The 20,555-nt window shown below is 42.2% G+C and carries 13 protein-coding genes; 8 read left to right on the top strand and 5 right to left on the bottom strand.

Annotated elements, in window-relative coordinates:
- The first annotated feature begins 35 nt into the window (after nucleotides 1–35).
- The 3 genes from N7974_RS02055 to lnt all read left to right on the top strand — a co-directional run bounded on the left by N7974_RS02055 (nucleotide 36) and on the right by lnt (nucleotide 3,462).
- On the top strand, nucleotides 36–521 hold the full coding sequence (locus tag N7974_RS02055; RefSeq protein ID WP_262964024.1) for a zinc ribbon-containing protein: 486 nt from the start codon (nucleotides 36–38) through the stop codon (nucleotides 519–521).
- Nucleotides 522–580: 59 nt separating this feature from the next.
- Complete coding sequence (locus N7974_RS02050; protein ID WP_262964023.1) at nucleotides 581–1,360, top strand: ParA family protein; 780 nt, start codon at nucleotides 581–583, stop codon at nucleotides 1,358–1,360.
- Nucleotides 1,361–1,899: 539 nt separating this feature from the next.
- A complete protein-coding gene (lnt, locus tag N7974_RS02045) occupies nucleotides 1,900–3,462 on the top strand; it encodes an apolipoprotein N-acyltransferase (RefSeq protein WP_262964022.1) in 1,563 nt (520 codons plus the stop codon).
- A 475-nt stretch (nucleotides 3,463–3,937) separates the two neighbouring features.
- On the opposite strand, the gene hrpA is transcribed toward lnt, so the two are convergent.
- Nucleotides 3,938–7,879, bottom strand: a complete 3,942-nt coding sequence (gene hrpA / locus N7974_RS02040) for an ATP-dependent RNA helicase HrpA (RefSeq protein WP_262964021.1) — start codon at nucleotides 7,877–7,879, stop codon at nucleotides 3,938–3,940.
- Between the two features lie 419 nt (nucleotides 7,880–8,298).
- Here hrpA and smc point away from each other — a divergent pair, with 419 nt between their 5' ends.
- The 3 genes from smc (at nucleotide 8,299) to ligA (ending at nucleotide 14,582) form a co-directional block, all read left to right on the top strand.
- On the top strand, nucleotides 8,299–11,814 hold the full coding sequence (smc, locus tag N7974_RS02035) for a chromosome segregation protein SMC (protein ID WP_262964020.1): 3,516 nt from the start codon (nucleotides 8,299–8,301) through the stop codon (nucleotides 11,812–11,814).
- Entirely contained in the window at nucleotides 11,814–12,500 is a 687-nt protein-coding gene (locus N7974_RS02030) for a cell division protein ZipA C-terminal FtsZ-binding domain-containing protein (RefSeq protein ID WP_262964019.1), read from the top strand. Before smc ends, N7974_RS02030 begins: the two co-directional genes overlap by 1 nt.
- A gap of 75 nt (nucleotides 12,501–12,575) precedes the next feature.
- Nucleotides 12,576–14,582, top strand: coding sequence for an NAD-dependent DNA ligase LigA (ligA, locus tag N7974_RS02025; RefSeq protein WP_262964018.1), 2,007 nt, complete (start codon nucleotides 12,576–12,578; stop codon nucleotides 14,580–14,582).
- A 50-nt stretch (nucleotides 14,583–14,632) separates the two neighbouring features.
- Here ligA and N7974_RS02020 read toward each other — a convergent pair whose 3' ends face one another.
- The 4 genes from N7974_RS02020 to N7974_RS02005 form a co-directional block, all read right to left on the bottom strand.
- Nucleotides 14,633–15,346: a dinitrogenase iron-molybdenum cofactor biosynthesis protein gene (locus N7974_RS02020; RefSeq protein ID WP_262964017.1), complete on the bottom strand. Its 714-nt coding sequence runs from the start codon at nucleotides 15,344–15,346 to the stop codon at nucleotides 14,633–14,635.
- Between the two features lie 60 nt (nucleotides 15,347–15,406).
- Nucleotides 15,407–15,715, bottom strand: coding sequence for a rhodanese-like domain-containing protein (locus N7974_RS02015; RefSeq protein WP_262964049.1), 309 nt, complete (start codon nucleotides 15,713–15,715; stop codon nucleotides 15,407–15,409).
- Nucleotides 15,716–16,015: 300 nt separating this feature from the next.
- Complete coding sequence (locus tag N7974_RS02010; protein WP_262964016.1) at nucleotides 16,016–16,585, bottom strand: hypothetical protein; 570 nt, start codon at nucleotides 16,583–16,585, stop codon at nucleotides 16,016–16,018.
- Nucleotides 16,586–16,626: 41 nt separating this feature from the next.
- Entirely contained in the window at nucleotides 16,627–17,463 is an 837-nt protein-coding gene (locus N7974_RS02005; RefSeq protein ID WP_243217880.1) for an SIR2 family protein, read from the bottom strand.
- Nucleotides 17,464–17,961: 498 nt separating this feature from the next.
- Here N7974_RS02005 and nifH point away from each other — a divergent pair, with 498 nt between their 5' ends.
- Nucleotides 17,962–18,846 (top strand): nitrogenase iron protein, encoded by an 885-nt coding sequence (nifH, locus tag N7974_RS02000; protein WP_262964015.1) that lies wholly within the window; start codon nucleotides 17,962–17,964, stop codon nucleotides 18,844–18,846.
- Between the two features lie 183 nt (nucleotides 18,847–19,029).
- Nucleotides 19,030–20,511 carry a nitrogenase molybdenum-iron protein alpha chain gene (gene nifD / locus N7974_RS01995; RefSeq protein ID WP_243217882.1) on the top strand — a complete coding sequence of 494 codons (1,482 nt, stop codon included), beginning with the start codon at nucleotides 19,030–19,032 and terminating at the stop codon, nucleotides 20,509–20,511.
- Nucleotides 20,512–20,555 lie beyond the last annotated feature (44 nt).

Genomic DNA, 20,555 nt, shown 5'->3' with positions numbered 1-20,555 from the left:
TTAAATCTAAAGCGCCATTTTTCAGGAGTTGAACCATGAATAAAAATAAATTGATCGCCGCCTATTCCGATTTCATGAAGCATCTTCATGAAACCATGGAGAATACACTACATTCTTTTGCCGAAGCATTAGAAATTTCAAAAGAAAAAACCAGCAAAACTAGTGACTTGACTACTGATGAACTGAACAAACTTTCAGGCTATATTAAACGTGATATTGAAACTGCTGCCCATGGCCTGTCAAACAAGGAAGATAAGGATTCACTATCGGAGTGGTTTAAATTTGATATTGAATTAATTGAAAACTTCACGTTGGACGCTTTTTTAAGCGTTGCTGACAAAACCCGTCTGGAACTGGAAAAATTAAAACAGTTAGCCGAAACACATACTTATCATAGCGGTGACATTACCGTACCCGGTACCTTTATTTGTGATGACTGTGGTAAAGAAATAGCCTTTAAAACAACCAGTGAAATCCCTGAGTGTCCAGCCTGTCATGCGACCACTTTTATACGCATTTGATATTACCGGTTCAGGGTTTATAATACGGCTTTTATCTATTTGATTACACAGGAAATAACATGCGTAGAGTTATCTTTAACCAGAAAGGCGGTGTTGGTAAATCAACGATTACCTGTAATTTAGCCGCCATTAGTGCCATGGAGGGTAAGCGCACCCTGGTTATTGATTTGGATATTCAGGGTAATTCTACGCACTATCTGTTAGGCCACAAAGTTAGCGAAAGCGACAAGACCATTGCGCTTTTCTTTAAGGATTGCTTGAGTCTTTCCCTGTTCGGAAACAATAATAATGCCGGACTTGACGCGGTCATCCATGAAACGCCTTTTCCCAACCTGTTTGTTGTCCCTTCACATCCTGACCTTGAACCCTTGCAAGGTCGTTTGGAATCGCGGTTTAAAATTTTTAAATTAAAAGAAGCCTTGGAAAAACTGGAAGGCTTCGATGCCATTTATATGGATACGCCACCTATTCTTAATTTTTATAGCCAATCTGCCTTAATCGCTGCCGAAAAATGTTTAATCCCTTTTGATTGCGACACTTTTGCCAGAGAAGCGCTATATACCCTGATGCTGGCAGTAACAGAAGTCAAAGCCGATCATAACCAAAGCCTTGAGATTGAGGGTATTATCGTTAATCAATTCCAAAAACAGGCCAATTTACCCCGCCAGTTAGTTGACGAACTTATCGCAGAAGGACTCCCTGTCCTTGCCTCAATGATCTCTCCGTCAATTAAAGTCAGAGAATCCCATACGGTATCGCAGCCGTTAGTACATTATGTTCCCAACCATAAGCTAAGTGATGAATACCGGGCATTATATGCCGAGATTCATAATAATTAACACGCAGCTTTAATCAGCACAAAAAAAAGCCGCTGAACAGCGGCTTTTGAGTGATATATCAGGGGGGATTAATTTGATCATAATGATCTTGCAAGATAAATAATTTACTCTAGCAACTTGTCGTAACTAATATTTAATGATTGAGTTATAACTTCCCTACAATCTGCAACATCTCAGTAAAACACTTTCCTGATATTCATAAAAGTATAACGACTTTTTATTAAAAGAATTTTACCGTTTGATGAATTTTGTGTGACAACAGAATAAAAATAAATAATATTTCATGGAAAGAATTCTGTAATTTTTATCCCATAAAGGAAATTTTTCTTGTTTTTCAGCGTTAAACTTAAGCCTTGATGTTACGCACTAGTTTGTCGTGATGATGCTAAAACTTGCTACACCATTAACAACATAACATGCCGTAAAAATTCAAAAAACAAGACTGTCATCACACCGTCAAATAAAAGCGGTAATCTCAAGAAAAGTTGAGATAGTCCGCCAAAAACACCCCAAGAACACATAACCCCTTTATATCCCCTATGAATAACGTATTACCCGCCAACCCAAAACATTGGTTACTTCCTGTCCTGTCCGGCATTCTGATTGGTACCAGTTATATCCCTTTCCCACCCTGGGCTTCATTATTTTGTTTTGTGCCACTATGGCTTTTCTGGAATCAACAAACGCAACTTAAAGACGTAATCCTTGGCGGCTTGATCACTGCTTTTGTATTTACCTTGATTGGTTTTAACTGGGTTACCTATCTACTCCATGAGTTTGCTCATCTGGACTGGCCCGTTGCTGTATTTGGAATGCTGTTCTACGCATTAATAGCGCATTTATATGTGCCATTAGCAGGGCTACTCTGGCTTTTAGGGCAGCGAAAATTTAAATGGCCGGAACGTCTATCGCTGGGATTGATGGCTATCATCACTATTTTATGCGAAGCTTACTCATTCACCCTGTTTGACTGGAACTTTGGTTACTCTTGGTATGGAGCGAATATACCGGTTTACCAATGGGCTGAGTTTATTGGTTTTAGCGGACTCAGTGCCGCAACCTTACTTTGTAATTTGCCGCTTTATATTGCCTGGCAAAAGCGCCGACAAAACTCGGGGAAAATAATATTAGCGGCAGTTATTGCGGGATTTCTTCTGTTGAACATGGGCGGTCTATGGCTTAAAGCAAGATTGCCACAACCAGATGCTACTTTTACAACATTACTCATTCAGGCAAGTACAGAGAATTCAGAAAAAATGGCCGCTGAATTAGGTAAAGGCTACAGCAAAGAAATTCTCAATCGTTATATAACACTAACGAATAATGCTCTTAATGGCCATAAAGATAAAAAAATAGATTTTGCCATGTGGCCGGAAACCGCTTTTCCCGGGCTATTAGGTGAGCAATTTATAGACAATGCCTTGCCAATAGCGCTGGCTGAATTTCTTCATGAAAAACAACTGCCGCTTATTACCGGGGCGTACAGTGTTGATGAACAATCCCGATTAATTACCAACTCCCTGTTCGTATTAAACAATAATGGCGAAATTGTGCCGCCTCATTACAGCAAGACTATTTTGTTGGCCTTTGGTGAATACATACCCGGCGAACAATTTTTCCCGGCAATCAGAGACTGGTTGCCGCAAACCGGTCATTTTGCAAGAGGCGCAGGACCTACCCGTTTGTTAAACTGGAATGGTTATAAAATGGGCGCGCAAATATGTTATGAAAGTCTGTTCCCCGGATTTTCACGCTCGCTGGCTCAATTGGGCGCGCAGTTTATCGTCAATGTAACCAATGATTCCTGGTACGGTAGCTGGCAAGAACCCTATCAACACATGTACATGACATTGGCACGCGGCATAGAATTTCGAAGACCCGTATTACGTGTCACCAATACCGGTGTATCGACTGTATCACTGGCATCGGGGAAAATCCTGGAACAATCACCGATACATCAGCCATGGGCAGGCTTATACGAAGTCCCTTACCTTAAAACTCCACCGGTTACTTTTTATCAAAACTGGTTTTGGCTAATACCTGGCTTACTTTGGGGAACGTTGGTTTTATTACTAGCTACAGGCTTAAAAAAACGTCAGTAAGACTACCCAATCAGATGTTAAGTCATTGATTTATTTTATGTACAAATAACCTGATATGTTATTTTCACCGCGTAAATCCGGATAAGAAAAATCCGGATTTACCTGTTAAAACAAGTGCTTTGTCAGTTACCCACAAAACCTGTGGATAACTCTGTGTATAGATTGTGATATCCAACTCTTAACTGCCGTTTTTATTACAGTTTTGTTAAATTGTACAAAAACACGACAACCTGATAGTTATTAAAATTTATCAATGAGTTACAAGTTTATTTTCAGCAAAAATGCGGCAATTAAGCACACAAATAAAAGCTATTGTAAGTCATTGATTTTTTCTGTGTACAAACACTTATCAAGTGTTAACTACGGTAATAAATTAGCCAAGCGTGAATATCGACATACAGGCAATTATTCGCCACGAAGAGACGACGTTATATTTATTGTCCTTCGTGTCTTCGTGGTGAGAATCTTTTAAAATTTATCCGTGTTCATCCCACAATTTATCCATGCGTTTTACGGAAACCGGGTAAGCGGTTTTAAGTTGCTGGGCAAACAGTGAAACCCTGAGCTCTTCAATAGCCCAACGAAACGGGTCTTGCTCTGGAATGACCCAGTCTTTTTTGGCTTTTTTCTCGATATCCTTCCAAAAACGTACTGAATACCGAGTGACTTCCTGGGTTTTTTGGAGATTATGATCTCGCTTATCAAGGCGATATTGTATTGCTTTTAGATAGCGAGGAATGGCTTTAAGGCATTGATAAGGCGTATTACGAATAAATCCTGCATAAATGAGTAAGTTTAATTGCTCGTTAATATCTTTTGCCAGGGGATCATTGGCATGCAGGGTTCGTTCCATGCATTTTTTTATTACGCCATAAAGTTCCATAATCTCCAAAGCTGTTTTTCCGGCATCATTGCCGATGCCAATCAACTCGGGCTTGTGTTGTTGCAAACTTTGCTCAAATGCCTGTTGGGTTCGTATGGATTGACCCTCAATAAATACACTGTATAAAATCAAATACAACATATCTTCTTTATACGAGGTACTCGCTACGCCATTTTCACCGACTAATAACGATAAAATCGGGTGCTTGGGTAAACGATTATAGGTTAATTCTACTGCTGCCGACTGTGGCATATTTTTGATGATATAAGTGCATTCTTTACGTAATTGCAACTTAAGTAAGCGCATCAAACCCTTTTGGTGCTGCAATGCCGCTTTCTGCTCTGTATCAAAAATACGCACACCAACAGCATCGCCTTCATCAATAATGGCCGGAAAACCAATAAAATTTTGTCCCTTCTGGATAAATTGCCAGGTCTCGGGAAGGTCATCAAACGCCCATTGAATACAACCGGTATAATTCAGCTCATCAGCGGCTATTTGGTCAAAACTGTGCTCGGCTTTAGTCGTATATTTAAGCTGTAATTTTTTTAAATCCCTACCGTAATCAAGCAGTTTGTCCTGATCGTCAACGACTCTAAAATTCATTTTCAAATGGTCGGTCAACCCATCCAAATTCCAGGCATTCAATGGAATCGCTTCACCGGTTAATTTCCGCAGCCGATTACCTAACCATTCCTGCAATGTACCTTTAAAATCAGGTTCAATTTCCAGACATTGCTTTACGGTTTGCGGCACCGGGACAAAATGTTTTCTGATTTGCTTGGGCAGGGATTTAATCAAGGCAACACATTTTTCTTCCAACAAACCCGGTACCAGCCACTCAAAAGGCGCTTGAGATAGCTGATTTAACTGATGCACAGGGATAATTACTGTTACGCCGTCTTCATCATGTCCCGGTTCAAAACGGTATTGTAACGGGAGAGTCAAATTACCTATTTTTTTGCTATCGGGAAAATCCCATTCATTAACATAATCTTCCTCTTCTTCACGTGTTAAATCTTCCTTGGTTAAAAACAGAATTTTGGGATTAGCACGCTCGACTGTTTTTCGCCAGGTATCCAGAGCAACACCACTAACAATTTCGGGCGGCAGTTTGTTATCGTAAAATTGATAAAGCCACTGCTCGTCAGCCACCAGATCAACCCGACGACCTTTATGCTGAATAATCCCCACTTCTTCCAGCAATTTTTGATTGGCGATGTAGAAAGGTGCATTACTGTGATAATCATGATCAACCAACGCCGAACGAATAAAAATCTCTCTGGCAGCTTTAGGATCAACATGATCATAAGGAATTTTACGCCCTGCCTGCAAAGTTAAGCCATATAACAAGGTTCTTGCCGACACCATACAACGCGCCGACTTTTTTGCCCAATGCGGATCATAATAGTTATGCTTGACCAAATGCGCCGCACATTGCTCTATCCATTCAGGTTCAATTCTGGCGACATTACGGGCATAAACCTTGCTGGTTTCAACCTGCTCTGCAGCCATAATCCACTTGGGTTTTAGTTTGTGTAGCCCCGAACCCGGGAAAATAAAAAATTTTAAACCGCGTGCACCCAAATACTCGTGAGATTCATGCCGAAAACCAATATTGGATAACAAGCCCGGCAACAAGGCGCGATGAATTTTTTCATAACCGGCATCATCGGTATTCGGGTGCATTTTTAAATCACCTTTAATCACCTGCATAATCTGGGCATGAATATCAAACCACTCACGCATTCTGATGTAGGACAGAAAATTATCGCTACAATATTTACGCAGTTTACTGTTGGACAGATGTTTCTTCTGTTCTTCAAAGGTATTCCAGATATTCAGTACCGTTAAAAAATCAGATTCAGGATGACGAAAAGCCACATGCTTGGTATCCGCTTGCTGCATTTTATCCGCCGGTTTTTCACGCGGATCCTGTACGCTTAACGCGGATACAATAATGGCCACTTCGGTTAAGCAGTGCTCGTGCGCTGCTGCTATCAACATACGCGCCAATTTGGGATCAGTCGGAAATTTGGCTAACTGTTTACCTATGTCAGTCAGCTTCCCGGCTTTATCCAAGGCATTAACTTCATGCAATACATTTTTACCATCCCGAATCATTTTATCTTCAGGCGGTTCCAAAAACGGGAAATCTTCAATTTCACCCAGATTTAATGCCGTCATCTGCAAAATAACCGCAGACAAATTGGTACGCATAATTTCCGGCTCGGTAAATTCAGATCTGGCCAGATAATCATCATGCGAATATAGCCGGATACAAATGCCTTCGGCAACCCGACCACACCGCCCTGCCCTTTGATTGGCACTGGACTGCGAAATACGTTCAATCGGCAAACGCTGGATTTTACTGCGATGGCTATAGCGACTGATACGTGCATGACCCGTATCGATTACACCACGGATACCGGGAACCGTTAACGAGGTTTCGGCGACATTGGTTGCCAGTACAATACGTATTTTTCCGCCTTTCGGCTTAAACACCCGCTCCTGCTCGCTAACACTGAGTTTTGAATACAGCGGCAAAATTTCATATTGCGTGGGATGGTGTTTCTTTAAGGAATCAGTCGTTTCCCTGATTTCCCGTTCACCACTTAAAAAAATCAGTATATCGCCGCGTAAATCCCGATACAGTTCATCAACCGCATCCAGTATTGCATTTTGCAGATCATCGCTAGTTTCATCAAGGGCTGTACGTGCAGATTGGTTGTCATCCTCTTCTTTTTGTTCGATAGGACGATAGCGCATATCAACCGGATAAGTTCGCCCTGACACTTCAATAATCGGCGCATTATTAAAATGGGTAGAGAAACGTTGTGGGTCAATAGTGGCCGAGGTGATAATCACCTTTAAATCAGGGCGTTTTGGCAATAGCCATTTTAAATACCCCAGCAGAAAATCAATATTTAAACTACGTTCATGAGCCTCATCAATAATAATGGTGTCATATTGACTTAAGTAAGGATCATTTTGCGATTCCGCCAGCAAAATACCGTCCGTCATTAATTTAACTAATGACTCTGCATGCGTTTTATCATTAAAACGAATTTTATAACCCACTGACTTGCCTATCGATTCACCGAGTTCTTCGGCAATACGATCAGCAACCGTCCGTGCGGCAATTCGCCTGGGCTGTGTGTGGCCAATAAAACCCGCCGCACCAAGACCGATAGATAAACAAATTTTGGGTAACTGGGTGGTTTTACCGGAACCGGTTTCACCACAAACAATGACTACCTGATTTTCTTTGATAAGTTTGGCGATTTCATCTTTTTTACCGGTAACCGGTAAATCGGGGAAATTCAGGGACGGAATGCTGGCGAGTCGCTTGGCTCTTAATGCGACAGATTTCTCAAGACGACCGGCTAACGCGTTAAGTTGCTCCAGCGGATTTTTGCCTTTCTGAGTTTCACTCCGTAACCTGTCTAGCTGACGCTTTAAAACATGCCTGTCTTGATTAAGACAAAGCGGCAATTGCTGGGTGAGTTGTTTAACAAGATCGGAAGAGGGCATCTAAACAGTCGGATAAAATGAAGCCATTATACGTCAGCTGTGGCAGATAAGTTTAATGCCGAAAATAAAGACTGTTTGTAAGTACCCAGCCCAAGAGTATGTCAGTCTTAACATGTCGAATAATACCCCTCACATATAATGCCTTTATCTTGACATTACAAGACGCTATTGAAAATGAAATACATAGTACGACTAACTAAAGCAAATGTCTTTTCTTTGCTCAATCAAAAAAAGACTTTGTATCCTCAAAAAAATAACTTAAAAACCAATATGTTAAAGATTTTTTTAAATACTGGTTATTTCAAGAACGACTAAATATTAAGCCTAAAAACCAAATAGTTAATTAAAAAGTCGAAACTCGGCTAAATATCATCGATAATGCTGGGCTATTTAACTAAGGCATAGGATTAAACCCTGTTTTGAAGCTGGAAAAAATCAAACTTTCGGGTTTTAAATCCTTTGTTGATCCAACAGTCATTCCTATTAACGGCAATTTGACGGCGATTGTTGGTCCCAATGGCTGCGGAAAATCCAATATTATTGATGCTGTGCGCTGGGTAATGGGCGAAAGTTCTGCCAAACATCTGCGTGGTGGCAGCATGTCTGATGTCATTTTTAATGGTTCATCAGGGCGTAAACCGGTCAGTACCGCTTCGGTAGAGCTGGTTTTTGATAATTCAGCAGGCAAGATGGGCGGTGAATATGCGCAATACAATTCCATTGCCATCAAGAGACAGGTTAGCCGTGACGGCCAATCCTTGTTTTTACTCAATGGTTCACGCTGCCGACGCAAGGACATTACCGATCTGTTTTTGGGGACGGGTTTAGGCTCGAGAAGTTATGCCATTATTGAACAGGGTACTATCTCGCGGATGGTTGAAGCAAAACCTGAAGAGTTAAGAGTGCATATCGAAGAAGCGGCCGGTATTTCTAAATATAAAGAACGGCGTAGCGAAACCGAAACCCGAATGAAGCATACCCGCGAAAATCTGGAACGACTTGATGATTTGCGCGAAGAAGTTGACAAGCAACTTAAGCATTTGCAAAAACAGGCAGAAAAAGCTGAAAAATATACCGAGCTAAAAAAACAGGAACGCCAGTTTAAGTTGGAGTTGTTGGCCATGCGCTGGAATGCTTATCAGCAAGCAGCCAAGCAGTTGGAAATAAAACTGCAAGGCGTAGCTACCGAACATAATCGCCTGTTTGTGACGTTACGGGATATTAATAACGCTATCGAGACAAAACGTGCTGAACATAAAATCCGGCAACAGCAGCTAAATACAACTCAAGGTGATTATTACACCTTGGTTGCTGACGTCAGTGGTCTTCAACAAGCCATCAAGCATCATGAATCCAGCCATGAAGAAACCTTGCTTGAAATTAATCGTACCAAGCTGCAGGCAGATCAATCATTAAGCCAGCTTGGATCTGATTTGCAAACCTTGGATGAGCTAAAACAAACTTTACTGGAAGCCGAAGAAAGCTGGATTATTGCCCAAGAAAGGCAAGAAGATATTGTCGAGCAACAACAAAATACCAAGGGACAAAGGAGCTTATGGCAAACGCAGTGGGAAGCGTATCGAACGATGAGTTCAGAATATAAGGAACAGGCCGAAGTACAAAAGGTAAAAACCCAGCAATTGGCAAACCAGAATCGTCAATTGCAAATCCGTATGGATAAATTGCACAGCGAACGCAACGAACTGTCATCCAGTCAATTGCAGGCTGATATTGAAACGCTGGACGCAGATATTGAGATTATCAGTTTTCAGCGTGATGATCATCAAGCCCAACTGGAAAAATTGCATCAGCAAATTCGCGAACAGCGCCATCAGGTAAAAGAGCTACATGACACTCTACACACACGCCGTTCGGAAAGTCATGGCATTAAAGGTAAAATAACGTCACTGGAGTTATTACAGCAACACGCCATGGGCAAAGACAATAAAAAATTGGCTACTTGGCTGGAAGCCATGAATCTTAACAAAAACCAACGACTGGCTGAATGCCTTGAAGTGGAATCAGGCTGGGATACCGCCGTTGAAACTGTTCTGGGAAGCTATCTGGAAGCCATTTGTGTGGAAAGTGCCGATGCTGTTATTCCTGGCTTAAACGGCTTGGCTAATGAATCACTGACTCTATTTGAAACCAAAACCAACAATGCTGCAAAATACCTCGTCAAAGACGGACAGTTTACCTTGCTGGATAAAGTTAACGCACCGTGGGATTTAAGCGCTTTACTAACCGGTGTTTATTGCGCAGATAATCATGATGCTGCCAGAGCGTTGTCCGTTAATACAAACTGCTATGAGTCGGTTATTACCCCTGACGGCACCTGGTTTGGACAAAATTGGCTAAAAATAAGCCATGCTAAAGACAGTAATGTGGGAGTTTTACAGCGTGAGAAAGAATTGCGCCTGTTAAAACATCGACAAGAAGTATTAGTCGTTGAAATAACGACCTTTGAAGATCAATTGGCAGATACCGAAATCGGCTTAAAAGAAGCAGAAATATTGCGCGAAGCTATTCAACAGCAAGACAATAGACTGGGTTCGGAGTTGGCCATCAAGAGTGCGGAATTTAGTGCGTACTCTACGCGCTGGGAACATCAACAACGCCGTCTTGAACAGATAGCTAATGACCTTGAAGAAATCCTTAGTGAAACGGGTGACAATGCCGAGAGTATTGCTGAATCCGGGTTATTGCAGGAAGAAGCGGAAGCTATTTTAGCGCAGCAGGAACAAAACAAACACGAACTGGAAGTATCAAACCAGCTTTTACAGGCACAGCATGATAATATCGAGCGTGCCGTTAATGAAGCGAGACAACAGGTTTACAGTATAAAAGCACAAATTGACTCGTTACGTTCTTCTGAAGCGTCAACCAGTAAACAAATTGACCGGTTGCAAAACCAACATCAACATTCTATTGACTGGCTTGCCAATTTGGAGAAAAAACTGCAACAAACGTTGACGCCACTGGATGAAGAAAAAAAACAATTAGCGCAGCAAATTATAGCCAAAGATGAACTGGAAGCTGATTTAAAAAATCAGCGCTTGTTGCAGGAAACCATCGAAGCGGATATAACACAACTGTCTGAACAACAGACTCGCGAACAAAGAGCATTGGACAAACAAAAGGAAGCACTGGATACTATTCGCTTTGAATTACAGGAAATTAAAGTTCGCCAGCAAACTGTCAATGAACAACTTAAAGAAAATGATGCAAATGCTGAGGATATTTTAAAGACCCTGCCCGATCAAGCCGAAGAACCTCACTGGAAAAAACAAGTTGACGAGTTATCGGTTCAAATTGAACGCTTGGGGACAATTAACCTGACCGCTATAGAAGAATACAAGTCACAATCCGCGCGGATGAACTTTCTTAATGAGCAACATGCCGACCTGATTGAGGCATTACAAATACTGGATCAGGCAATTAGCAAAATTGATAAAGAAAGTAGGCTGCGTTTTAAAGAAACATTCGATAAAATAAACACCGGATTGCAGGAGAAATTTCCCAAACTATTTGGTGGCGGACAAGCCTATCTGCAATTGACCGAGCAAGACTTACTGGAAGCGGGCGTAAATATTATTGCCCAGCCGCCTGGCAAACGAAATAGCTCCATTCATTTGCTGTCAGGTGGAGAAAAAGCATTAACAGCGGTAGCGCTGGTATTTTCAATTTTTGAACTCAATCCTGCGCCTTTTTGCCTGTTGGATGAGGTCGATGCACCACTGGATGATGCAAATGTGGGACGGTTTTCAAAAATGGTAGAAGAGATGTCGGCATCTATTCAATTTTTGTATATTTCTCATAACAAGGCAACTATGGAAATTGCAAAACAATTGGCAGGTGTTACGATGAAAGAGCCGGGCGTGTCCCGGATGGTCGCAGTTGATATTGAAGAAGCAGTGAGTCTGGCGGAAATCTAATGGATAAAGAACTACTAAGAATTGTAATTATAGCAACGGGCCTAATGATTATTATGGGCATGTTGACCTGGACTTATTTAAAAAATAAAAAATTTCGGGAAGATCTGGAGTTTCATGATGACCACGATACCAAAGGCAAACGCTATAAACCGTTACCTGTCGATGATGAAAAACTAGATAACCAACCAGCAGAGACTATTGATCATCATTATTTTGACCAGGATGACTCTGTTTATGAGCCGGAAGAAAATACTATTGAACTTGACGATGATGATATTGAGCCACCACCTCGAGTTGCCGTTCCTGCCATTATCCAGTTCAGTCTTATCGCCAAGGCAGACCAAGGCTTTAATGGTATTGATTTAGTCAATGCTTTTGGAATTGTCGGGCTTGAATATGGTAGCCTGAAAATATATGAACGACTGGATGCGAATCGACTGGTAGATTTTGGCGTTGCCTGTATGGTTGAACCGGGTACTTTTCCAAATAGCGATCTGGACACATTTTATTGTCAGGGACTGGTATTTTTTATGCAGCCAGGCGCGTTGGACGATGCCCAAGCCGTTTTTGATGACTATCTGGATACGATTCAATTATTAGCCATAGAATTGGACGGCACTATCATGGATCATCACAGACAGCCGCTAACTGATGCCACGGTTCAATCCATTCGGCAGAGCTTGTAAATTTTATCCTTAAGGGTTCAGGTTTTTTACCTGAGCCCTTAAAAACGTCCCTGACCTCTATTTCTGCATAGCCCATTGAACCCAGCCTATAACAATCTTGTTGCCAACATAAACCAATGGGATCATGAGTATTATGTTCTCGATAATCCGTCTGTTTCTGATGCCGAGTACGACCAAACATTTAGACAACTGCTGGCGATGGAGGCTGAAAATCCTGAATTAGTCACTCCGGAATCACCATCTCAGCGCGTTGGTGCAAAACCAATCGATGAATTTCGAAAAATTGAACATACCGTAAAAATGCTTTCTTTAGCGAATGCTTTTAGTTTGGAAGAGACCTATGGATTCTTTGAAAAAGCGGCCAAAGAACTGAATATAAGCCCTTCGGAACTTGAGATTTTTAGTGAACCCAAGCTTGATGGCTTGGCGATATCCATCCATTATGATAACGGATTATTAAGTTATGCCGCTACGCGCGGCGATGGCCAGATTGGTGAAGAGGTGACTCACACGGTAAAAACCATCAAATCCGTACCGCTGAAACTGGCAACCAATAATCCACCAAAAAAACTGGCGGTGCGCGGCGAAGTCTTTATGCCCAAAGCTGCTTTTGAGAAACTTAACCGACTGGCGGCTCAAAATAACAGCAAAGTTTTTGTTAATCCAAGAAATGCCGCTGCCGGAACCATCAGGCAAATGAATCCTAAAATTGCCGCCGAACGTGATTTGCAATTTATTCCTTACGGCTTGGGCGAGTATGAAGGCGAGCGTCAATTTACCCGTCATTCTGAAATCCTTGAATATTTACACACTTTTGGGTTTAGAAAAAATCCGCATTGTTACGCTTTTTCGGGTAACTTTGAGATGTTTGAAACAAATTATCAGCTCATGGAGCAAGCCAGAGAAAAGCTGCCAATGCAAATTGATGGCATCGTCTACAAAATCGACTCCCTGGAACTGCAAACGTCATTAGGTTTTATTGCCCGCTCCCCTAAATGGGCGGTTGCCAGAAAATTTCCCGCAGAAAATGTTGTTACCCAACTGCTATCGGTAGATTTTCAGGTAGGACGTACCGGTGTTTTAACGCCCGTAGCGCGCCTGGAACCGGTTTTTGTAGGCGGCGTAACCGTCAGTAATGCAACCTTGCACAACATGGATGAAATTGAACGTCTGGGACTTTGTATCGGCGACAATATCGAAATTCAAAGAGCTGGCGATGTTATTCCCAAAGTAGTTAAAGTGGTAGCCAAAGGCTCCCACAGGACGCCAATAATAATGCCGGATCGTTGTCCGGTTTGCCATGCTGCCGTCGAAAGAACCGAAGGACAAGCGGCTTTTCGTTGCAGCGGCGGCTTAACGTGTGCAGCTCAAGGTGCCGAGCGCATCCGCCATTATGCCTCACGCAAGTTCATGAATATCGTTAATTTGGGTACCAAGCTGATTGAGCTGCTTCATGGTAAAGGCACGCTTAAAACCATTGCCGATATTTATAGCCTCAAACTTGGTGACATTGCCGATCTGGAAGGACAAGGCGAGAAAAGTGCTCAAAATGTGCTTGATTCCATTGAAACTTCAAAAAAAACAAAACTGGGGACCTTCCTGGGCGCGTTAGGCATACATGAAGTCGGTGAAGAAGGTGCAAAAAGCATCGCCAAGTATTTTAAAAATCTGGAGGCCATTACCAAGGCCTCTTTTGAAGAGCTGATGCAGGTACCTGATATTGGTCCGGTAATGGCGACCAATGTCGTCAATTTTTTTAAAGATGCAACAAATCGGGATATTATTGCAAAAATAATTGCAGCCGGAGTTAACTGGGAAGATAGCGACTATGAACCCGCAGGCCAACAACTGCTTGCCGGACAAACCTGGGTTTTAACCGGCACCCTGCGACACATGCCACGTAATGATGCAAAAGCACTGCTGGAAAGTTTTGGTGCGAAAGTAGCCGGTTCCGTTTCTAAAAAAACCAGCTGTGTAGTGGCCGGGGAAGATGCAGGATCAAAACTGGATAAAGCCAGGTCATTAGGCGTTAGGGTGATTGATGAAGCCACATTTTTGGCAGAATTTGACCTGATACATTAGTCCATCAACTTAAGTAAAAGATCGTTTAAGATTATTCACAGGAAATCACCTTAACAACCCTCATCATGAGTAAACCTTACGCGCTCCTCCGCTGAATGCCCCAATGCTTTGGCAAACCACGGCGGCGGCGCAGCAAATACTTTCTGAAATTCGGTTAACTGATCAACTGCCCCGGTTACCTCAGGAATCTTGATCGGATAAATATCGGCGCGTATCACTTTAGCCGCCGCCGGTCCGCCAATAGATTGCACAAAAACCACATGACAATCTTTAATCAAATTGGCACGAAACAGGTTTCTGTCATCACTACTGTCGGCTTCAATAGTTGACCGTATATCAACCAGCTTATAATCATTCTGTGATAACTGATAAATCAGAAAACGTATGCAAGAGCCGAAATGCCCGTTAATCAATGCACCACTGTTTGAACTGATGGCGACACGAATAGAATCGGGTATTTCACCGTCTTTATAGGGTAGTATTTCCGGCAAATCTTCATCTTCAGCCTCATCACCCCAAAGATAACGCACCGCCAGTTTTATATTGGCAAGACCAATCCCAATATCTTCACCATCTTCTTCGCCATCCAGACTGCCCAAACCGGTCTTAAGATTGGTCACTGTAATCGATTTTAATTTTTCATCATCCAGCGGAGAACCGACTCGCTCATGTAATATCGCCAGTAATGACGGTATGTCTATACCTGGCAAAATGCGCGATGCCAAGGCAATACGCAAAGCCAGTTCACGGGGTAATGCTTCCATTTTACTATCCTCATTTAACAAGTATGGCTAATAATAATTGCTTTGTAACCAAGCCACTATTCAGGCTTTGTAATGTTTATCTTTCCAACCAGAGTAACCGCCCTCCAGGCTGTAAACCTCCTTAAAGCCAAAATCAAAGAAAAATTCGGCAAGATGTTCGCTGGCATGACCGTAATAGCAATAAATCAATAAGCACCGCTGCTTATCGCCGCGCTTGACTAAAGAATCTTTTAATCCTTCATGGACATGAAGGGCATCTTCCAGGTGCCCCGCCCGGTAATCTTTTAAATCCCGGCAATCAAGAATCATGGGATTAATTTCTTTAATTAACTTTTCAGAATCGGTAATAGAGATAGTTTTATATTTCATCATATTAATGACTCTAAAAAGTCATTCCTCAAGAATAGAAAGATTGTTTTAAACCTGACAATAAAACTGACGTTGTTGCTCCGTGTATCGTTTTTCGACCTTTATCAGCTCTGTATTTGAGTTAATTTGGGATACTGAATAATTAAGCAAATTATCTGCCAAATTTTGGATTGACCCGTTTTTAAGCAACCGGCAAGATCATCAGGCAAAAAAAACGCCCTGGCCGAGAAAGCAGGACGCCAAATGTAACTGCCCAGGAGTAAGAGCAGACGTATTTTTTAGCACGCTGATGCATAACCTTTAAATTGCACCAACTGCCGCTTTTTTAACTACCACAATGGTGTTTTCCTGAGCTTCTGAAAATGAAAGCAACGGTGTTTTCGGCTGATACGATTTGGCTGCTGTGTAAGCAATGGTTACTTTATTTTCAGGAGATTGATTCTTCAGCTCGCTTTTTTCGATATACAACTCTTCCAGTAATTCATTCCATACCAAGCCTTCTTTGAAAGGTATTAATTTATAAGTGACGCCTTCCAGCTCAACTTGCATGCCTTTATCGATATTTTCAACATAAACCAACGCATTGCAATCCGGTGCTATATCGTCTTTATATTTTTCCACGAAAACCGGTAGTAAATCGAGCGTAGGCAACAGGCCATTGACAAATTTAATCTTGTCATTTTCAATCAATAAAGCCGAGTGAATAAAAAGCGCTTCCGGGGGTTTACGGTCCGTTGTTGAACCTTCACGTAGAGTGCCTTCTTTTAAAACCAGGTCACCACGATAAGCATAAACACCGGCTTCGCTGGTTTGACCGTTAACCAGCGTAACCGTCAGTAAGCCTTTAGCTTGATAAGTTTCTAGTAGCATTGTTTGTTCTCCAAGATAAGTTCACGTAAAAAAATCATTGTTTAGCAAACAGCGTCCAGTAATTCTTCTGTGCTTGCATCGATAATTTCCAAGCCTATTTTTTTGCAAAACCGCTGTTCCTTATCGGTAGGATTTTTGTTCAAAACCCAACCTTTTTGTGGCGCTGCCCCATAAACAATATCGCTCATCACCATACGCTCTGAATCCCGGTTTAAGGGCATACCTATAAATAGATATTGCTTACCCTTGCGGTACTCTTTAAGAAAGTCAGGAATAGCAAAGCCCCCCATCAACTCGGTTATGTAATCGACATAATCGGCATCAGAAGCGATGTAGTTGGCTTCCGGTTTAGGCGTTCCCATAGGTTTAAATAAAATAGGTAGTCTGGCATCAACCTGTTCCTGTGGAATTTCAAAATAATCACTGCCATCAAAGTGAAATATTTTATAGCGAAAGTCGCTGGCGGTAATTCTTGCAACACCTACAATCAGTGTGTGCTCTTCATCGGCATAGCTATTTTGCAACTGGGTATCCCTGTTGATATCAATAACATAAGCAGGTTTCCATTCTGCCAGCCAATCGTGTACTGCCGCGCGCGTCCATTCTGTATCGCCATATAGCTTGGTGAGAAACTGACCCAGAAAATTTCTGCCTTTTTTAAGCTCCTGATTCATGGCGGCCCTGGGGAACTCATACATCAGTTTGGGTGCCATCGGGTTACCGTTATTCATGGCCAAAATCAGACTGTTACTATCAGCAGGCATGGCAGCTCCTGTTAATTTATTGGTGGCATCAAAAAGTACACCCGGCCCCAGATAAGGTATAACCCGATTTTCATATAAACCGTTTAATATTTCAGAAAAGACATTGGAAGACATTGCAAACTCCATTCGTTATTGTTTGTTCTTGTAATTAAGCAATAATCAAACCAATTTTACACTACCTGTAAAAAATAGATTATCGACAATATAAACAATAAGTTATAAATATTTCCATCTGAAATTTCAGGGCTGTACGGTTATTATTTTGTTCTTTTTATGACAATTTTGGATTGATTAATCCGACTACCGACACAGGAAAAAATCGGTAGCAAGTAATGAATACAACATCACTAAACTTATCGTTAGTGACAGCATTATTATTGCAGCCTGGTTTTGTCCTGGCCGGTTACGTTAATATAAAGAAAAATAATAACCCTACTGTTAACAAGCTTACAGAAAACAGACAAAATGTTTGAAACATAACGTCATCTACCCGTCACCATCAAACAAATAATCATTATTAATCAATAGGATAAACCAACATTAAGCAGTTGGCACACTGATTGCTTTAACCATGATGTCACTAACAAAACGTCCTATTACGAGGAGAATATCATGGCAAGATTACGTCAATGTGCAATATACGGTAAAGGTGGAATTGGTAAGTCTACAACCACTCAAAATTTGGTTTCTGCGCTGGCAGAATTAGGTAACAGTGTAATGATTGTCGGCTGCGATCCTAAAGCTGACTCAACCCGTTTAATACTTCATGCCAAAGCCCAAACAACCATTATGAGTTTGGCAGCTGAAGCCGGTAGTGTTGAAGATTTGGAACTTGAAGATGTATTGAAAGCCGGTTACCGCGGTATTAAATGTGTTGAATCAGGCGGCCCTGAGCCCGGTGTTGGCTGCGCAGGCCGCGGTGTAATTACGGCGATTAACTTTCTGGAAGAAGAAGGCGCTTATGACGATGAACTTGACTTCGTTTTTTATGATGTACTTGGGGATGTTGTGTGTGGTGGTTTTGCCATGCCAATCCGTGAAAACAAGGCGCAAGAAATTTACATCGTCTGCTCGGGAGAAATGATGGCGATGTATGCCGCCAACAACATTGCCAAAGGTATTGTGAAATACGCCAACTCAGGCAGTGTGCGTTTGGCAGGTTTAATTTGTAACTCTCGTGAAACTGCGCGTGAAGATGAATTGATCTCGGCGTTGGCTGCAAAAATCGGTACTACCATGATTCACTTTGTACCGCGTGATAACGTCGTACAACGCGCAGAAATTCGTCGTATGACCGTTATCGAATACGAACCCGAGCATAAACAGGCACAAGAGTATCGTGACTTAGCCATCAAGATTCGTGATAACAAGAATTTTGTTATTCCAACACCCATCACGATGGATGAACTGGAAGAGTTAATGATGGAATTTGGCATCATCGATGAAGAAGACGAATCTATTATTGGTGTAACAGCAGCCGCAGCAGCCGTCGCTTAACACCGAAGACCGTAGAGACGCGATTTATCGCGTCTCTGACTGTAGAGATGCGATTTATCGCGTCTGATTGTAATGCGATAAATCAAGCGTTAAATCAAGACGCGATAAATCGCGTCTCTACAGAATTCCCGTCCTGAAACCTGTCTGTTGGGAGATTACCCACGGCATAAGTAGGAGATAATCATGGCAGCTCTAACAAGAGAAGAGACCGAAGCGCTTATTCAAGAAGTGCTGGAAGTCTATCCCGAACAAGCCAGAAAAGATCGCGCCAAGCATTTGGCGGTTAACGATCAATCCCTGGAAAAATCAAACAAATGTATTACTTCAAATCGTAAATCTCAGCCCGGCACCATGACCATTCGTGGTTGTGCTTATGCCGGTTCCAAAGGGGTGGTTTGGGGGCCGATTAAAGATATGATCCATATCTCGCATGGTCCGGTGGGCTGTGGTCAGTATTCACGGGCAGGTCGTCGTAATTACTATGTCGGCACCACCGGTATCAATACGTTTGGCACGATGAACTTTACCTCTGATTTTCAGGAGAAAGATATTGTTTTCGGCGGCGATAAAAAGCTTGCCAAAATCATGAACGAAATCGAACAATTATTCCCGCTGAATAAAGGTATCAGTATTCAATCAGAATGTCCGATCGGTTTGATCGGTGATGATATTGAAGCGGTCGCCAAAAAAGCCAATAAAGAAATCGGTAAACCGGTGGTACCCGTTCGCTGCGAAGGTTTTCGCGGTGTATCACAATCATTGGGCCATCACATTGCCAATGATGCCATTCGGGACTGGGTACTCGAAAACCGCGATGGTGACGACAGCTTTCCTACCACACCTTATGATGTCGCTGTTATCGGTGACTACAACATCGGTGGTGATGCCTGGGCTTCACGAACTTTACTGGAAGAAATGGGTTTACGCGTTGTCGCCCAGTGGTCTGGTGACGGGACCATTGCGGAAATGGAAAAAACCCCCAAGGTGAAACTAAACTTGATCCATTGCTATCGTTCAATGAACTACATTGCACGGCACATGGAAGAAAAATACAAAATACCCTGGCTTGAGTACAACTTCTTTGGCCCGACCAAAATTGCTGAAAGCTTGCGCAAAATTGCCGCGTTATTTGATGAAACCATTCAGGCTGGCGCTGAAAAAGTGATCGCCAAATATGAGTCTGAATACCAAGCAGTAATCGACAAATACAAACCACGCCTGCAAGGTAAACGCGTCATGTTGTATGTCGGCGGCCTGCGTCCACGTCATGTGATCGGCGCGTATGAAGACTTGGGTATGGAAGTGGTGGGTACCGGTTATGAATTTGGTCATAACGATGACTATGATCGCACCATTAAAGAAATGGGCAATGCAACACTGATTTACGATGATGTAACCGGTTATGAATTTGAAGAATTCGTTAAACGGGTACAACCGGATTTGATCGGTTCCGGTATCAAGGAAAAGTACATTTTTCAAAAAATGGGCATCCCTTTTCGGCAAATGCATTCCTGGGATTATTCCGGCCCTTATCACGGTTATGACGGCTTTGCCATTTTTGCCCGCGATATGGACATGACATTAAATAACCCCTGCTGGAAACAAGTGAAAGTGCCCTGGAAAACAGCAGAAAGTACCCCGGTAGCCGTTGCCGCAGGCGCGTAATTTTTGAGTTTGTAGGGTGCTCATCGCGCACCTTTTGCAAGTCA

It is taken from the genome of Methylobacter psychrophilus (genome assembly GCF_025583945.1).
In the GTDB taxonomy this organism is placed as follows: Bacteria; Pseudomonadota; Gammaproteobacteria; order Methylococcales; family Methylomonadaceae; genus Methylobacter_C; species Methylobacter_C psychrophilus.
The sequence above is the reverse complement of the archived record's forward strand: the minus strand, read 5'-3'. Positions and strand labels throughout refer to the sequence as shown.

What these genes read in the sequence shown, in the direction of transcription:
- lnt (WP_262964022.1), top strand. Translation starts at nt 1,900, where the DNA reads ATGAATAACGTATTACCCGCCAACCCAAAACATTGGTTACTTCCTGTC.
- N7974_RS02030 (WP_262964019.1), top strand. Translation starts at nt 11,814, where the DNA reads ATGGATAAAGAACTACTAAGAATTGTAATTATAGCAACGGGCCTAATG.
- N7974_RS02050 (WP_262964023.1), top strand. Translation starts at nt 581, where the DNA reads ATGCGTAGAGTTATCTTTAACCAGAAAGGCGGTGTTGGTAAATCAACG.
- N7974_RS02005 (WP_243217880.1), bottom strand. Translation starts at nt 17,463, where the DNA reads ATGTCTTCCAATGTCTTTTCTGAAATATTAAACGGTTTATATGAAAAT.
- N7974_RS02020 (WP_262964017.1), bottom strand. Translation starts at nt 15,346, where the DNA reads ATGGAAGCATTACCCCGTGAACTGGCTTTGCGTATTGCCTTGGCATCG.
- nifH (WP_262964015.1), top strand. Translation starts at nt 17,962, where the DNA reads ATGGCAAGATTACGTCAATGTGCAATATACGGTAAAGGTGGAATTGGT.
- hrpA (WP_262964021.1), bottom strand. Translation starts at nt 7,879, where the DNA reads ATGCCCTCTTCCGATCTTGTTAAACAACTCACCCAGCAATTGCCGCTT.
- N7974_RS02015 (WP_262964049.1), bottom strand. Translation starts at nt 15,715, where the DNA reads ATGAAATATAAAACTATCTCTATTACCGATTCTGAAAAGTTAATTAAA.
- N7974_RS02010 (WP_262964016.1), bottom strand. Translation starts at nt 16,585, where the DNA reads ATGCTACTAGAAACTTATCAAGCTAAAGGCTTACTGACGGTTACGCTG.
- nifD (WP_243217882.1), top strand. Translation starts at nt 19,030, where the DNA reads ATGGCAGCTCTAACAAGAGAAGAGACCGAAGCGCTTATTCAAGAAGTG.
- N7974_RS02055 (WP_262964024.1), top strand. Translation starts at nt 36, where the DNA reads ATGAATAAAAATAAATTGATCGCCGCCTATTCCGATTTCATGAAGCAT.